Annotated in this window: 12 protein-coding genes; 4 read left to right on the forward strand and 8 right to left on the reverse strand. The window is 64.8% G+C overall.

Annotated features, from left to right (window positions below; genetic code table 11):
- Positions 1-15: 15 nt before the first annotated feature.
- On the reverse strand, positions 16-405 hold the full coding sequence (locus tag LQ564_RS09440; protein WP_231057846.1) for a PAS domain-containing protein: 390 nt from the start codon (positions 403-405) through the stop codon (positions 16-18).
- A gap of 217 nt (positions 406-622) precedes the next feature.
- On the opposite strand from LQ564_RS09440, the gene LQ564_RS09445 reads away from it, so the two are divergent.
- On the forward strand, positions 623-1870 hold the full coding sequence (locus LQ564_RS09445) for an AMP-binding enzyme (RefSeq protein ID WP_231057847.1): 1248 nt from the start codon (positions 623-625) through the stop codon (positions 1868-1870).
- A gap of 192 nt (positions 1871-2062) precedes the next feature.
- On the opposite strand, the gene LQ564_RS09450 is transcribed toward LQ564_RS09445, so the two are convergent.
- Together LQ564_RS09450 and LQ564_RS09455 are read right to left on the reverse strand one after the other, a co-directional pair.
- Positions 2063-2422: a DUF1428 domain-containing protein gene (locus LQ564_RS09450; protein ID WP_231057848.1), complete on the reverse strand. Its 360-nt coding sequence runs from the start codon at positions 2420-2422 to the stop codon at positions 2063-2065.
- A gap of 113 nt (positions 2423-2535) precedes the next feature.
- On the reverse strand, positions 2536-4953 hold the full coding sequence (locus LQ564_RS09455) for a penicillin-binding protein 1A (RefSeq protein ID WP_231057849.1): 2418 nt from the start codon (positions 4951-4953) through the stop codon (positions 2536-2538).
- 128 nt (positions 4954-5081) lie between these two features.
- Between LQ564_RS09455 and LQ564_RS09460 the strand changes: the two genes are divergently transcribed.
- On the forward strand, positions 5082-7337 hold the full coding sequence (locus LQ564_RS09460; protein WP_231057850.1) for an OPT family oligopeptide transporter: 2256 nt from the start codon (positions 5082-5084) through the stop codon (positions 7335-7337).
- A 45-nt stretch (positions 7338-7382) separates the two neighbouring features.
- Here LQ564_RS09460 and LQ564_RS09465 read toward each other — a convergent pair whose 3' ends face one another.
- Positions 7383-8294 carry an NAD-dependent epimerase/dehydratase family protein gene (locus LQ564_RS09465; protein WP_231057851.1) on the reverse strand — a complete coding sequence of 304 codons (912 nt, stop codon included), beginning with the start codon at positions 8292-8294 and terminating at the stop codon, positions 7383-7385.
- A 104-nt stretch (positions 8295-8398) separates the two neighbouring features.
- On the opposite strand from LQ564_RS09465, the gene LQ564_RS09470 reads away from it, so the two are divergent.
- Positions 8399-9295 (forward strand): LysR substrate-binding domain-containing protein, encoded by an 897-nt coding sequence (locus LQ564_RS09470; RefSeq protein ID WP_231057852.1) that lies wholly within the window; start codon positions 8399-8401, stop codon positions 9293-9295.
- A gap of 51 nt (positions 9296-9346) precedes the next feature.
- On the opposite strand, the gene LQ564_RS09475 is transcribed toward LQ564_RS09470, so the two are convergent.
- A complete protein-coding gene (locus tag LQ564_RS09475; RefSeq protein WP_231057853.1) occupies positions 9347-10849 on the reverse strand; it encodes a peptide MFS transporter in 1503 nt (500 codons plus the stop codon).
- A 267-nt stretch (positions 10850-11116) separates the two neighbouring features.
- Here LQ564_RS09475 and ppnN point away from each other — a divergent pair, with 267 nt between their 5' ends.
- Positions 11117-12487 carry a nucleotide 5'-monophosphate nucleosidase PpnN gene (ppnN, locus tag LQ564_RS09480; protein WP_231057854.1) on the forward strand — a complete coding sequence of 457 codons (1371 nt, stop codon included), beginning with the start codon at positions 11117-11119 and terminating at the stop codon, positions 12485-12487.
- Between the two features lie 229 nt (positions 12488-12716).
- Here the strand turns inward: ppnN and lysS are convergent, their stop codons facing one another.
- The 3 genes from lysS to prfB form a co-directional block, all read right to left on the reverse strand.
- A complete protein-coding gene (gene lysS, locus LQ564_RS09485) occupies positions 12717-14252 on the reverse strand; it encodes a lysine--tRNA ligase (RefSeq protein ID WP_231057855.1) in 1536 nt (511 codons plus the stop codon).
- Positions 14253-14278: 26 nt separating this feature from the next.
- Positions 14279-14932, reverse strand: coding sequence for an HAD family hydrolase (locus LQ564_RS09490; protein ID WP_231057856.1), 654 nt, complete (start codon positions 14930-14932; stop codon positions 14279-14281).
- A protein-coding gene (prfB, locus tag LQ564_RS09495) for a peptide chain release factor 2 (protein WP_231057857.1) occupies positions 14933-16037 on the reverse strand; the annotation gives its coding sequence in 2 pieces (ribosomal slippage) (positions 14933-15955 and positions 15957-16037; 1104 coding nt in all).
- Positions 16038-16101 lie beyond the last annotated feature (64 nt).

Raw genomic sequence — 16101 nt, forward strand, 5'->3', positions numbered from 1 at the left:
TCGTCCGCCGCAGGATCAGCGCGCCTGGCGCTGCACCAGCACGTAGCGGTGATTGGTGGCCGGGCTGGCCAGCAGGCGCAGCGCGACCTTCACCGGGCGCATGCGCAGGGTCAGCACGTAGTCGATGGTGTCGTCCAGCTGGCTGCCCTCGTCCTGGGCATCTTCGAAGCGCTGGGCCACCATGAAGTTGTTGAGGCAGGGCGCGACATTGGTGAACAGCGGCTGGCCGATCACGCGCTGCGGCGACAGGCCGGCGGCTTGCGATTCGAAGGCGTTGTAGCGCTGGACATTGCTGTCGGCGTCGAAACCGATCACGCCGAAGTCGAGCTGGTCGAGCTGCTCCGGGCTGCACTGGTCAAGCTGGGATGCCAGGTCGGCGGAAGAAAACGACAGGGTTGCAGTCATAGTCAGGCTCCGTTTTAATTTTTGGAAATTTAATTGATTTAAGGAAATTGATGGTGGCAGGTGTTTTTTCGCTTGTCAATTGTGCGCACCCCTCTTTTGACAGTTTACGTTGTCAATTTGCCTTTTTGGTGGACATTCTGTTATCGATTGACAGTTCAGAGGCATCTCGGCACCATCGGCGCTTCCGCTTTTCCGTTTTTTTTTTCGTTTTTCGATCATGACCCAACCGACCCTGGACCGACGCTGGTGGGCGCATCGCCCGACCCTGGCGCGCGTCGTGTCCGACCTGCTGGCGGGCGAGCTGGCCCTGATGCGTCCCGGCCTGGCGCGCCGGCCCTTGCCCTGGCCCTCCGGCATCGACCTGGCGGCCGACCTCGGGGCCGATTCGCTCGAACTGCTGGGCCTGGCGACCGCGATGGAGCAGGTGCTGGCGATCGGCTGCATCGGTGAGGACCGGGTGCTGGCCAATCCGCGCCTGGACGCCTGGGTCGACGCGGTCGCGGCGGGACTGGCGGCGCACGGGGAGCGGATGGTGTTCCGGACTTCCGGCAGTTCCGGGGCGCCGAAGGATTGTCCGCATGCGCTGGTGGAGCTGGAGCGGGAGGCGGCCGCGCTGGCCGGGCTGTTCGCGGGCACGCGCCGCATCGTCAGCCTGGTGGCGTCGCACCATATCTATGGCTTCCTGTTCACCGTGCTGTTGCCGCGCGCGCTGGGCCTGGCGCCGGCACAGGTGCACGACCTGCGCGGGGCCTCGCCGGGGGCGGTGGCGCGCCAGCTGCAGCCGGGCGACGTGGTGATCGGCTTTCCGGATTTCTGGCGCACCTTCGCGCCGGTGGCGGGCAGCGTGCCGGCCGACGTTACGGGCGTGACCTCGACCGCGCCCTGTCCGGACGAGGTGGCGCGCGCCGTGCAGGCTGCCGGCGTCGCGCGCCTGGTGCAAGTGTATGGCAGCAGCGAGACCGCCGGCGTCGGCTGGCGCGCGGGTCCGGACGAGGATTACCGCCTGTTTCCCTGGTGGCAGCGCGGCGAAGAGCGGCAGGATGGTGGGCAGACGCTGCTGCGCGCGAGCGTGTGCGGCCAGACGGTGGCATATGCGCTGCAGGACCGGCTGATGTGGTCCTCGCCGGAGCACTTCCGCCCGGCCGGCCGGATCGACCACGCGGTGCAGGTCGGCGGCATCAACGTCTTCCCCGGCTATGTGGCGGACGTGCTGCGCATGCATCCTGGCGTGCTGGAGGCGAGCGTACGCCTCATGCGGCCGGACGAAGGCCGGCGCCTGAAAGCCTTTGTCGTGCCGCGCGACGGTGCAGCGTTCGACGCCGACGCGCTGCGCACGGACTTGACCACGTGGATGGGCGAGCGCGTGTCGGCGCCGGAGCGCCCGACCGCCTATTCCTTCGGCGCCGCGCTGCCGCGCCAGGCCAGCGGCAAGCTGACGGACTGGATCATCGACGCCTGGGAGTGAGAAGCGTTCAACTGGCGCGCATCGTCCATTCGCAGGCTGGTTGAACGCGTGGGCGGAGGGCCGCCCACCCTACGAGGGTGTGAAAAATTCGTCCATGGCTGCGTTGCCTCGTCTCGCCGTACGAGTGTACTGTCTTCGACTCGGCGCCTTGCCATAGCCGTTCTTTCACACCCTCTACGAGATCGCGGTCGATCAGCGGTCGATCAGCATCTCGAACCCACCCCAGAACATGCGCTTGCCGTCGAAGGGCAGGCCGCCCGGCTGCATCATCGGCGCCAGGCGCGGGTCTTTCATGACCTTGTCGTTGACCTCGTCGCGTTTCTCGCGCGATTCATAGACGATCCAGGCGAACACCACGGTTTCGTCCTCGCGCAGGTCGACGCTCTGCGGGAAGGAAGTGTGGGTGCCGGGCTTGACGTCGTCGGCGATGCATTCGCGGTATTCCAGGGCGCCGTGTTCGCGCCAGACGGTGGCGGACAGGTTCGCCATCTCCTTGTAGCGTTCCAGGTTTGCCTTGGGCAGGGGCAGGACGAAACCATCGACATAGGCCATCTTGTTCTCCTCTTGTTTGTCAGTGGACGGGCAGCGTTCATGACAGACCAGGGTAACGCTGCCGGGTTCCCGCAAGCGCAACGAAGCTTGCGCAAACCCGGGTCAGCATAGCATCAGAACAGGGGGCTGGACTGCGGCGGCGTGGGTGTCGGCGTCGGCGCCGCTGGGGGCGGAGGGGGAACCGGCGCCGGGATGGCTTCTCCGGTCAGCGGGTCGATCTCCGGCGCCGGATTGGTCGGCGCCGGGTCGATGTCGATGAAGCGCAGTTCCGGCCGCTCGACGTTTTCCTCGAACACCCAGTCGTCGTTCTCGCGCACCACGCCGTCCGGCTCGATCGACGTCTCCTGGACCGGCACCTTGGCCAGCGCCACGCGCATGTAGTCGATCCAGATCGGCAGCGCCAGGGTGGCGCCGAATTCGCGGCCGCCCAGCGAGCGCGGTTCGTCGTAGCCCATCCAGGCCACCGCCACCACCTTGCCGCCGTAGCCGGCAAACCAGCCGTCGATGGCGTCGCTGGTGGTGCCGGTCTTGCCCGCGATGTCGGTTCGGCCGAGCTGCTTGACCGAGGCCGCGCCGGTGCCGTAGCGGGTGACGTCGCGCAGCATGCTGTCGGCGACCCAGGCGGTGCGCGGGTCGAGCACGCGGTCGGCGTCCTGGCGCGGGGCGGGCGGCTTGTTGTCCACCAGCACTGTGCCGTTGCCGTCGACGATGCGGGCGATCAGGTAGGGCTTGACGCGGTAGCCGCCGTTGGCGAACACCGCGTAGGCGCCGGCCATCTGCAGCGGGGTGACGGCGCCGGTGCCGAGCGCCAGGGTCAGGTTCTTCGGATGGCGCGCCAGGTCGTAGCCGAAGCGGCCCAGGTAGTCATGGGTGTAGTCCACGCCCAGCGCGCGGATCAGGCGTACGGTGGTAACGTTCTTCGAATGCGCCAGCGAGTAGCGCATCGTGATCGGGCCGTCGAAGACGCCGTCGTCGTTCTGCGGCGACCAGGTCTCGCCGGCGTTCTCGCCCGGCATGTCGAGCGCTTCGTCGAGGATCAGGGTGCCCGGCGAATAGCCCTTGTCGAGGCCCGCGGCGTACACGAAGGGCTTGATCGCGGAACCCGGCTGGCGCCAGGCTTGCGTGACGTGGTTGAACTTCTGCAGGTTGTAGTCGAAGCCGCCGACCAGGGCGTGATAGGCGCCGGTCTCGGCGTCCAGGGCGACGAAGGCGGCGGCCACCTGCGGCACCTGGGTCAGCGACCAGGTCTTGCCGTCTTTCCCGCGCTGGGCGATGCGGACCACGGCGCCCGGCGCGATGCGCACGCCGTCCTTGGCGTTGGCCGCCAGGCCGCGCGCCGCGAACTTCAGGCCGGCGCCGTCGATGGCGATTTCGTCGCCGCTCAGGGTTTCCACCGTCACGCGCTGGGGCGAGGCGGTGAGCACCACCGCCGGGATCAAGCCGTCGCTGTTGGGGCGCTTCTGCAGCGCCTCGACGATCGCTTCCTCGCGCTCCGCCGCATCCTGCGGCAGATCGATGCGCGCTTCCGGGCCGCGGTAGCCGTGGCGCTGGTCATAATCCATCACGTTGCGGCGCACCGATTCGTAGGCCGCATCCTGCTCGGCCTTCAGGATGGTGGTGGTGACCACGATGCCGCGTTCGTAGGCCTCTTCGCCGAACTGGTTGAAGACGGCCTGGCGCGCGAGTTCGGCGACGTAGTCGGCCTTGGTCTCGAAAGTCTGGCCGCCGCGCCGGATGCGCAGCGGTTCGCGCAGCGCCTGCTGGTACTCGGCGTCGCTGATCTGGCCCAGGTCGTGCAGTCGTCCCAGCACCGCGTGCTGGCGCTGCTGCGCGCGTTTCGGGTTGGCGACCGGGTTGTGGCGCGATGGGTTCTGCGGCAGGCCGGCCAGCATCGCGGTCTCGGCCCAGGTAAGTTCGTCCATCGACTTGCCGAAATAGCTGCGCGCCGCGCTCGAGAAGCCGTAGGAGCGGTTACCGAGGAAGATCTGGTTCATGTACAGCTCGAGGATCTGGTCCTTGGTCAGCGCATCCTCGATGCGGTAAGCCAGGGCGATCTCGGTGAACTTGCGCGACAGGACCTTCTCTTTCGTGAGGAAGAAGTTGCGCGCCACCTGCATCGTGATGGTCGAGGCGCCGCCGGCGCCGAAGCCTTCGCGCAGGTTGGCCACCACCGCGCGCGCGGCGCCGCGCCAGTCGATGCCGTGGTGTTCGTAGAAGTGGGCGTCCTCGATCGCGAGCAGGGCCTGCTTCATGCGGTTCGGGATCTTCGCAATCGGCACGAAATCGCGCCGCTCGACGCCGAATTCGCCGATCAGGTGATTGTCCGCCGTGTAGACGCGCAGCGGGATCTTGGGCCGGTAGTCGAGCACCGCGTCGATCTTCGGCACGTTCGGCAGGATCGTGCTCATCACGTAGATGGCGGCGCCGGCGGCGAACAGGATGGCGGCTGCGAGCAGCAGGAAGATGATGGTGCGGATGCGGCGCCAGGCGGAGGGCCGCGCGGCTTGCTGCGGAGTTGTCTTCTTGGTCACTGTATTGCTCTTTCACTGCGTTGAACCAGCGGGGCATTGTACCCTCGGCCTTGTCGTTTTAGCGCTTTCATTCCATTTCGGCATGTGCCATAGTCACGCATTGCGTTTTACCCGAGTAGGAACCCTGCATGCCTTACGATCCCAAACCGGCCGGCTTCAAGCCATACATCCCGGCCACCGCCCATCTGCCCGAAATGACCCTGCGCGCCCTGATCATGGGCGTGGTGCTGGGCATGGTGTTCGGCGCGTCCTCGCTCTACCTGGTGCTGAAGGTCGGCCTCACGGTCAGCGCCTCGATCCCGGTGGCCGTCATCGCGATCACCCTCTTCGGCGTGGCGCGCAAGATGGGCGCGCGCGAATCGACCATCCTCGAAAACAGCATCACCCAGACCGCCGGTTCGGCCGGCGAATCGCTGGCCTTTGGCCTGGGCGTGACCATGCCGGCGATCCTGATCCTGGGCTTCGACCTGGAGATCTCCCGTGTCATGCTGGTCGGCGTGCTGGGCGGCCTGCTCGGCATCCTGATGATGATCCCGATGCGCCGCACCATGATCGTCGACAAGCACGGCGAGCTGAAATACCCGGAAGGCACGGCCTGCGCCGAGGTGCTCAAGGCCGCCGCCACCGACGTCTCGCGCGAGGCGGCCGGCGAGGTGCGCGAGGCCGGCTCGGACGCCGAGAAGGATGCGCGCCGCCGCGCTCTCGTCATCTTCGGCGGCTTCGGCATCGGCCTGCTGTACAAGACCCTGAGCGTTTCGTTCAAGGGCTGGCGCGACACCGTCAACTTCGAATTCGGCGCGCCGCTGCGTGGCGGTTCGGCCGGCGCCGAGGTCTCGCCCGAGCTGCTGGGCGTGGGCTACATCATCGGCCCGCGCATCGCCTTCACCATGGCGGCGGGCGGCGTGCTCTCCTACCTGCTCCTGATCCCGATGATCCGCTTCTTCGGCGAGGGCCTGAGCGTGCCGCTGTCGCCGGGCACGACCCTGATCCGCGACATGTCGCCGGACGAGATCCGCAACGCCTACGTGCTCTACATCGGCGCCGGCGCGGTGGCGGCGGCCGGCCTGATCTCGCTGGTGCGTTCGATGCCGATGATCTGGAAGAGCCTGGGCGCGGGCCTGGCCGGTGTCAAGGGCGTCAGCAGCGGCGACGCTAACCTGCGCACCGACCGCGACATCCCGATGAAGTGGGTCCTGATCGGCTGCCTGTCCATCATCGCCATCATCACCGTGGCCACGCCGCTGCACATGAACTTCCTCGGCGCGCTGCTGATCCTGGTGTTCGGCTTCCTGTTCGCGACCGTCTCTTCGCGCCTGACCGGCGAAGTCGGTTCGTCCTCGAACCCGATCTCGGGCATGGCGGTGGCGACCTTGCTGTTCACCTGCCTGATCTTCCTGGTGATGGGCTGGACCGGCGGGCGTTACTACGTCACCGCGCTGTCGGTCGGCGCCATCGTCTGCATCGCGGCCAGCAATGCGGGCACCACCTCGCAGGACCTGAAGACCGGCTACCTGGTCGGCTCGACGCCGCGCCTGCAGCAGTATGCGATCCTGTGCGGCGCGTTCGCCTCGGCGCTGATCCTGGGGCCGATTCTCTTGAAGCTGAACGACGCCGGCACGGTGTATGTGCCGGCGGCGCAGGTGGCGCCCGGCTTGACGGTGGATGCGTCGAAGCTGACCCAGACCGCCCAGCTGCAAGGCCCGCAGGCGGCGAGCGACCATAACACCTACAAGGTCTGGCAGAAGACGGACACGGTCGGCGGCCCGGCCGGTAAATACCTGGTGGCCGACGACGGCAAGCTGGCCTACCTGGTCGACCCGGGCATCAACGGCACCCACAAGACGCGCCCCGACGGCACCGAAGTCAAGAAATACGACGCGCCCAAGGCGGTGCTCATGTCCTACATCATCAAGGGCATCCTGGACCAGCAGCTGCCCTGGACCCTGGTGCTGTTCGGCGTGATGATCTCGGTGGTGCTGGAGATGGCGGGCATCGCGTCGCTGGCCTTTACCGTCGGCGTCTACCTGCCGCTGGTGTCGACCCTGCCGATCGCGGTGGGCGGGCTGGTTCGCTGGGTCGCCGACCGCCGCAACAACACGCTGCCGCAGTACGCGAACCTGAACGAGGAAGAGCGCCAGGCGGCGGGCGACCGCAGCTGGGGCACCCTGCTGGCGTCGGGCTACATCGCGGGCGGCGCGCTGGCCGGCATCATCATCGCCATCACGGCGGGCGTGCTGACCGATTTCGACAGCAATATGGCGAAATGGGCCGAAAGCGCAAATCCCTTCTTCGCGGGGCCGAATGCGGATGTGCTGACCTTGATTCCGTATGCGCTGTTGATCGTGCTGCTGTTCTGGGTGGCGCGCGAGAAAGCGAAGCGTTAAGAAAAATGGCCCGGAAATCCGGGCCATTTTTTTACGCGGAAGATTTCAGACGAAGGCCAGGTCGTGGTGGCGGATGGTATCGTCCAGCCACTCCTCGGTATGGCTGAAGCGGTAGCCGAGCGATTGCGCGCGGGTGGTGTCGAGCACCAGCGGCCGGGCGGCGTCGAAGGGGGCGTTACCCGCGTGCGCCACCTTGACCGCGTGCGCCGGCTCGTCCAGCACGCGGGCGGCGCGGGCGTGCAGGTCGAAGGCCGACAGCGGTTCCTCGGCCGCCGCGTTGATCGGCCCCGTAAACTCCTGGGCGCCGGCCCAGGCCAGGAAGTCGGCGGCGCCGGCGGCGTCCATGAAGGAAACCTTGGCCGCCGCATCCGCGTAGCGCAGCACGCCGCGCTGGCGCACCAGGTCGACATAGTGGGCCAGGCGGCCGGTGAAATCCTCGGGGCCGCCCAGCACGTGGGCCAGGCGCACGGTGACGAGCGGCAGGCTGCCGTCGCGCACCAGGTAGGCCTCGGCCTGCACCTTGCCGGACACATAGCTTTCGATCGCGCGCTTCGGGTCGTGCCAGGGGTAGGCGGTATCGATGCGCTGCGCCTGCACCGCGAGATCGGATTCGCGCAGGGGCCGGCCTATGGCCTCGAGGCCGCGGTAGGCGTCGATGGTCGAAGTCATCACGTAGCGCCCCACCTTGCCGGCGAAGACGCGGGTCGAGATCGCGGCGTCGAGCGGCGAGTAGCACATCTGGTCATGGATGACGTCGAATGCTGCATCGCGGAAGGCGTTGCGCATCGCGTGTTCGTTGCGGCGGTCGACGCGCACGCGTTCGATGCGTGCGCCGAACGGGTCCGGCGCATAGCCGCGCGTGGCGATGGTCACACGGTGTCCTGCGCGCAGCAGGCGCTGGACCAGGAGTTTGCCGAAGAAGCGCGTGCCGCCGATCACCAATATATGCTTGGCCATGATTTTCCTTGTAGGATCGAGTATATTTTCTGCAAAGCAGCAAAATCCATCAACCGAGAAAAAGTGCTGGCGTTGAATAAGAAAAACTTACGCATGGAGGCAGGATGAAACCGCTGCGCAGCCTGTCCGGCCTGATCGACTTCGAATGCGCCGCCCGCTGGGGCAGCTTCAAGCTGGCCGCCCAGGAGCTGCACAAGACCCCTGCCGCGGTCAGCCTGCAGGTCAAGCAGCTCGAGGAAAATGTCGGCTTCGCGCTGTTCGTGCGCCATCCGCGCCACATCGCGCTGACCGAAAAAGGCCAGGAGCTGGCGATCGTCACCGCGCGCATGCTGGGTGACCTGCGCGCCAAGGTGGCGGCGCTGCAGGTGGGGGACGAGGAGGCCGTGCTGCGCATCTCGACCACGCATTCCTTCGCCATCAAGTGGCTGGTGCCGCGCATGCACCGTTTCAACAAGCTGTATCCGGAACTTGACATCCGCATCGATTCGAACGATGCGCCGGTCGACCTGCATGCCGACAGCACCGACGTCGCGGTGCGCTACGGACCCGTGCGCGACGGCGACCCGGCGGTGCTGTTCCATGAACGGCTGGTGCCGGTCTACAGTCCGGAGCTGCTGGCGCCCGGACAGGAAGACCTGCAGCTGGCCGACCTGCCGCGCCACAAGCTGCTGATCGAGCAGTCGCCCGAGCGCTGGCTGCAGCTGCTCAACGAGAACCGGGCATTGAAGGGCAAGTACGATTTCTCGCGCGGCTACAGCCACTGGGGCGTGCTGGTGCAGGCGGCGGTGGCGGGGCAGGGCGTGGCCCTGGTGCCCTACGGGATCGCCTGCCAGGACATCGCTTCCGGCGCGCTGCGCCAGATTCGCTGCCGCAGCGCGCCCTTCGACTACGGCTACAGGTTCCTGGCCAACCCGCACAAGGAGCAGATGCGCAAGGTGCGGCGCTTTCGGGAGTGGATGGTGGCGGAGATGGACGCGATGCACGCGTCACTGGACGGTTAAAAAAAAACGGCAGCCTCGAAGGCTGCCGATTTTACTTCCAGTTTGCTGCGCTTACTTCACGCCGTGCATCAGTTTCTGGATGAGCGGTGCGAGCAGGAACAGCAGCACGCCGCCGCCGAGCAGGATCCAGAAGCCGAAGGTATAGCCTTCCAGCGCCGAGGACACCGACATCCCGGTCTCGCCCGACACGTGCGAGGCGAAGATGCCCGACAGGTTGTTGCCGATGCCGGTCGACAGGAACCAGCCGCCCATGCCGAGGCCGACGAGGCGGGTCGGGGCCAGCTTGGTGACCATCGACAGGCCGATCGGCGACAGGCACAGCTCACCGATCGACTGCACCACGTAGACCGCGAACAGGGTCCAGAACGGGATCTTGCCCTGGTCGTCGATCAGCTGGGTCAGCGCGTACATCAAGAGGCCGAAGGCCAGGCCGTTGAAGATGATGCCGAGGCCGAACTTGCGCGGGATCGACGGGTTGACGTTGCGCTTGCCCATCGCGACCCAGATCGCGGCGATGATCGGCGCGAACACGATGATCGCGATCGAGTTCACCGACTGGAACCAGGCCACCGGGAAGGTCCAGTCGCCGAAGCCGCGGTTCACGATCTGGTCGGCCAGGAAGGTGAAGGAGCTGCCGGCCTGCTCGAAGAAGCACCAGAACAGGATGTTGAAGATGAAGATGATCATCATGGCGATGGTCTTGTCGCGCGAGACTTTACCCTCGCGGACGCCTTCGACGATCAGCATCAGGGCCAGCGCGATGAACAGCACCGACAGCACGATCTGCAGGTTGGCGGCGCCGGCCTGCAGCAGCAGGTAGACGCCCGGGATCACGATCAGCGAGCCGATCACGACCCCGATCAGGCGCTTCGGATTGGCCAGTTCGCCGACCGGGGCGCCGATGCCCTTCAGTTGCTTGCGGCCGAAGTAGAACCAGACCAGCGAGATCAGCATGCCGATGCCGGAGGCGAAGAACACGATCTTGTAGGCCGGGGTGTCGCCGGTGTTGAACACGTTCTGCGCCAGCTGCTGGGTCAGGATCGGCGAGATGAAGGCGCCGGCGTTGATGCCCATGTAGAAGATGGTGAAGCCCGAATCGCGGCGGGTGTCGTTCAGCGTGTAGAGCTGGCCGACCATGGCCGAGATGTTCGGCTTGAACATGCCGTTGCCGACGATGATGGTGGCGAGGCCGAGCTTGAACAGGTCGTGGTTCGGCAAGGTGATCATGAACAGGCCGGCCGCCATGAACACGGCGCCGACCAGGATCGAACGCTGGTAGCCGATGACGCGGTCGGCGATGTAGCCGCCGAAGACGGCGCCGGCGTACACCAGCGCGAGGTAGGAACCGTAGGTGAGGTTGGCGTCCTGCTGGCCGACCGCGCTGCCCTCGTAGAACTGGGCGACGATATAGAGCACCAGGGCCCAACGAATGCCGTAGAACGCGAAGCGCTCCCAGAATTCGGTCATGAACAGCATCCACAATGGAGCGGGGTGCCCCATGATCTGCTTGAATTCCGGGATTGGTCCCTTGGCTGAAGTAGCTGCACCGCTCATGCGGTTCCCTCCAAAATGAATAATCGAGTTACGTATAAATCGATGGTTTTTATGAGGAATTTTCGTATGCACGGAAATTCCAGTTGGCACGCATTTTAGTGTAAATCGGTCATCGCAAGCGAACTTTTTCTGGATGTGGTATTGACGCTCGCGCACGGTGCGATATGCCTCATGGTCATGCTCCGTATCGGGGCGCAAATCCCTGCGCTTTGGCGTATATTGAGAGCAGGCCAGACCGTATCAGCCTTAGAAAGGGAAAACAAAACCATGACCCATGAAGTAATCGACGTGCTCATTTCTCCGGAAGGCCGCCTCGAAGTCCTGTCGAAAGCCGAAGTCACCAAGCTGCTCGACACCAGCCGCAGCGGTTTGTACGACGTGTTCCGCAAATGCGCGCTCGCCGTGCTCAATTCGGGCAGCTCGGTCGACGACGGCAAGGAACTGCTGGAACGCTACCGCGATTTCGACATCAACATCCTGCAGCGCGAACGCGGCATCAAGCTCGACATCCGCAGCGCGCCGGCCAACGCCTTCGTCGATGGCAAGATGATCCGCGGCATCCACGAGCACCTGTTCTCGGTGCTGCGCGATATCGTCTACGTGCATTTCGAAGTAACAAGCAATCCGAAATTCGATCTCGAGCGTCCCGAAGGCATCACGGACGCCGTGTTCCATATCCTGCGCAACGCCAACGTGCTGCAGCCGCAGCGTAATCCCAATCTAGTGGTGTGCTGGGGCGGGCACTCGATCAGCCGCGTCGAATACAACTACACCAAAGAGGTCGGCTACGCGCTCGGCCTGCGCGAGCTCGATATCTGCACCGGCTGCGGGCCGGGGGCCATGAAGGGCCCGATGAAGGGCGCGGCGATCGGCCACTCCAAGCAGCGCATCCACGGCGGGCGCTATCTCGGCATTTCCGAGCCGGGCATCATCGCGGCGGAATCGCCGAATCCGATCGTGAACGACCTGGTGATCATGCCGGACATCGAGAAGCGCCTGGAAGCGTTCGTGCGCACCGGCCACGGCATCATCGTGTTCCCGGGCGGCGCCGGCACCGCCGAAGAGATCCTGTACATCCTTGGGATCCTGCTGCATCCGGACAATGCGGAGATGCCGTTCCCGCTGATCTTTACCGGTCCGGCGACGGCGCGGGCGTATTTCGACCAGATCGACGCGTTTCTCGGCCTGACCCTGGGGCCGGCGGCGCAGAAGCGCTACAAGATCATCATCGACGATCCGGACGCCGTGGCGCGCGAAATGCACGCCGGGATCAAGGCGGTGCGCGAATTCCGCAAGGCGCACAGCGATGCGTATTACTTTAACTGGCGTTTGAAGATCGATCCGGAATTCCAGAAGCCGTTCAGGCCGACGCATGAGAACGTGAATAACCTGAAGCTGCACCGGAACCAGGAATCGCATATCCTGGCGGCGAACCTGCGGCGGGCTTTCTCGGCCATCGTGGCGGGGAATGTGAAGGAGGAGGGGATCCGGGCGATCGAGCAGCACGGCAAGTATGTGATCCATGGCGAGAGCGCGATCATGGGGCCGATGGATGCGTTGCTGGCGTCTTTTGTGGAGCAGAGTCGCATGAAACTGCCGGGGAAAGCCTATACCCCTTGTTATACCGTGGTGCAGTAGTCTGTTTGACCACAGACTTTGCCTTGACCGCTAGCCTCAAGACCGTCATTCCCGCGAAGGCGGGAATCCAAGTTCGTTCCGTAGTCGGTGTACTCACACGTAGTGGTGCGCACACAAAATTGGATCCCGGCCTTCGCCGGGATGACGGTCTTGAGTGTACGGGTCAGAAGGGGCGGTAGGGGTATGCGATCGTCAATAACAAAAAAGCGGCCGAGGCCGCTTTTTTCACTTAGTCTTCCTTGCGCAAGTGCGGGAACAGCAGCACGTCGCGAATATTCGGCGAATCCGTAATCAGCATCATCAAGCGATCGATACCGATCCCGCAGCCACCCGCCGGCGGCATGCCGTATTCCAGTGCGCGGATGTAGTCGGCGTCGAAGTACATGGCTTCGTCGTCGCCGGCTTCCTTGGCCGCCACCTGGGACAGGAAGCGCGCCGCCTGGTCTTCGGGATCGTTCAGCTCCGAGAAACCGTTGGCGATTTCACGGCCGACCATGAACAGTTCGAAGCGCTCGGTGATGCCGTCAACGGCGTCGGATGCGCGCGCCAGCGGCGAGACTTCGACAGGATAGTCGATGATGAAGGTCGGTTCCCACAGCAGCGCTTCGGCGGTCTCTTCGAACAGCGTCAGCTGCAGCGCGCCCAGGCCGGCGGTGGCGAAAGGCTTCACGCCGAACTTCTTCAGTTCTTCCTTGATGAAGTCAGCGCTGTTCAGCTGCTCCGGCGTGTAGCCCGGCGCGTACTTGTCGATCGCTTCGACGATGGTCAGGCGCTGGAACGGCTTCGACAGGTCGAGCTCGCGGCCGCCGTAGGTGAGCACGGCGCTGCCGTTCGAGTCGATCGCGGCCTGGCGGATCACCTGTTCGGTGAAGTCCATGATCCACTTGTAGTCGGTGTAGGCCGCATAGAATTCCATCATCGTGAATTCCGGGTTGTGACGGACCGACACGCCCTCGTTGCGGAAGTTGCGGTTGATCTCGAACACGCGGTCGAAGCCGCCGACCACCAGGCGCTTCAGGTACAGTTCCGGCGCGATGCGCAGGTACATTTCCATATCGAGCGCGTTGTGGTGGGTGACGAAAGGCTTGGCCGCGGCGCCGCCCGGGATCGGGTGCAGCATCGGGGTCTCGACTTCCATGAAGCCGTTCTTTTCCATGAAGCGGCGCATCGACGACATGGCGGCAGTGCGCGCCTTGAAGGTGCGGCGCGTCTCTTCGTTCATGATCAGGTCGACGTAGCGCTGGCGGTACTTGGTCTCCTGGTCGGCCAGGCCGTGGAACTTGTCCGGCAGCGGGCGCAGGGCCTTCGAAATCAGGCGCAGCTTGGTCACCTTCACCGTCAGCTCCTCGACCTTGGTCTTGAACAGCACACCTTCGATGCCGAGGATGTCGCCCAGGTCATAGGAGCGCAGCGCTTCCATGGCTTCCTCGCCCGCGCTGTCGAGCGTGACGTAGATCTGGATGCGGCCCGAGGCCGACGGACCCGAGCTGTCCTGCAGGGTCGCGAAAGCCGCCTTCTTGCCGGCTTCGCGGCGCAGCATCATGCGGCCGGCCATGACAACGGCCACCGGCTCGGCTTCCAGCTCTTCGCGGGTCTTGCCGCCGTAGGTCTCGACCAGGTCGGCCGCCTTGTCCTGCGGGACGAAGTCGTTCGGGAAGGGATTTCCCTGCTGGCGCAATGCGGTCAGCTTGGCGCGGCGCTCGGCCATGATCTTGTTTTCGTCGAGCGCCACGACGGGCGACTGGTCTTGGTTTTCCGTAGTCATGATGGGATAGACAGTTCTTGTTAAAGTCAGGCGAACAGCAGTTCGGCCTTCAGTTCGGTAAAGTCGCGCACGATGGCGATGACGTTGTCGAATGCGGTGAACGCCTCGGCCGGCAGGGTGGTTGTCAGGACGATGCAGCGCATGCCGGCGCGGCGCGCGGCTTCGACGCCCAGCGGGGCGTCCTCGAACACGATGCAATTCTCGGGCGCGGCGCCGCAGCGCGCGGCCGCTTCCAGGAACACGTCCGGATGCGGTTTCCCGCGCGCGACGTCGGCGGCGCCGACGATGGCGTCGAAATGCTGACGCAGGTCGAGGCCGTCGAGCGTAAATTCCACATTGGCGGGCGGTGCGGCCGTACCGACGGCCAGCTTGACGCCATGCGCCTTTGCTTGCGCGATCAACGCATCGAAGCCGGCAAGGGCCTTCAGGTGCGGCGCATACAGCTCGCGGTACACCGATTCCTTCTCCTGGTTCAGCAGGCCGACTTCCTCGTCAGTCAGCTGTTCGCCGAGGTAGGTGCGGATGATCTCGCCCCCCTGGCGGCCCGCCGTCGCGCGGAAGAACGCATCCGCGTCGATGGTCTGGCCACGGCGTTCGAAGAAGGTGATCCACGATTGCGTGTGGAAGGCCATGTTGTCGACGATGGTGCCGTCCATGTCGAAGAGGAAGGCGTTCGCCATTTACACGCCCTGTTTCAGCGAGGCCGAGATGAAGTCGTCCAGGTCGCCGTCCAGCACGTTCTTGGTGTTGCCGGTTTCGAAGTTGGTGCGCAGGTCCTTGATGCGCGACTGGTCCAGCACGTAGGAGCGGATCTGGTGGCCCCAGCCGACGTCGGTCTTCGAGTCTTCCAGCTTCTGCTGCTCGCTCATGCGGTTGCGCAGTTCGAGTTCGTACAGCTTGGCGCGCAGCATGTCCCAGGCTTCGGCCTTGTTGCGGTGTTGCGAGCGGTCGTTCTGGCACTGCACCACGATGCCCGACGGGCCGTGCGTCAGGCGCACCGCGGAGTCGGTCTTGTTGATGTGCTGTCCACCGGCGCCGGATGCGCGGTAGGTGTCGATGCGCACGTCGGCCGGGTTGATCTCGATTTCGATCGAGTCGTCGACTTCCGGGTACACGAACAGCGAGGTGAACGAGGTGTGGCGGCCGTTGGCCGAGTCGAACGGCGATTTACGGACCAGGCGGTGCACGCCGGTCTCGGTGCGCAGGTGGCCGTAGGCGTACTCGCCGTCGACCTTGATGGTGGCGGTCTTGATGCCCGCGACCTCGCCCTCGGACTGTTCCAGGATCTCGGCCTTGAAGCCCTTGCGTTCGCAATAGCGCAGGTACTGGCGCAGCAGCATCGAAGCCCAGTCCTGGGCTTCGGTGCCGCCGGCGCCGGCCTGGATGTCGATGAAGCAGTTCGCATGGTCCATCGGGTTGCTGAACATGCGGCGGAATTCCATCGCCTCGATGGTCTTCTGGATCTCTTCGGCGTCGCCGCCGATGGACTCGAGCGTATCGTGATCGCCTTCTTCCTTCGCCATCTCGAACAGATCGGATGCGTCGGCGAGGTCGGCCTTGGCCTTCTCGAGCGTCAGCACGACGGCTTCCAGCGCCTTCTTCTCTTTACCGAGGTCCTGGGCCCGCTTCTGGTCGTTCCAGACGGTCGGGTCCTCCAGCTCCTGGTTGACCTGTTCTAGCTTCTCCGACTTGCGATCGAAGTCAAAGATACCTCCGAAGTTCGGCCTCGCGACCGGTCAGGTCGTTCAGCAGGGCGGAGATGGCATTGATGCGTTCAGCTTCCATGATAGTGGCAGTCTTCTTGAATTGGTGGAATCGAACCTTCGATTATACCCCAGGACGGCACCAG

The organism is Massilia phyllostachyos, assembly GCF_021044825.1.
Classification (GTDB): Bacteria; Pseudomonadota; Gammaproteobacteria; order Burkholderiales; family Burkholderiaceae_D; genus Telluria; species Telluria phyllostachyos.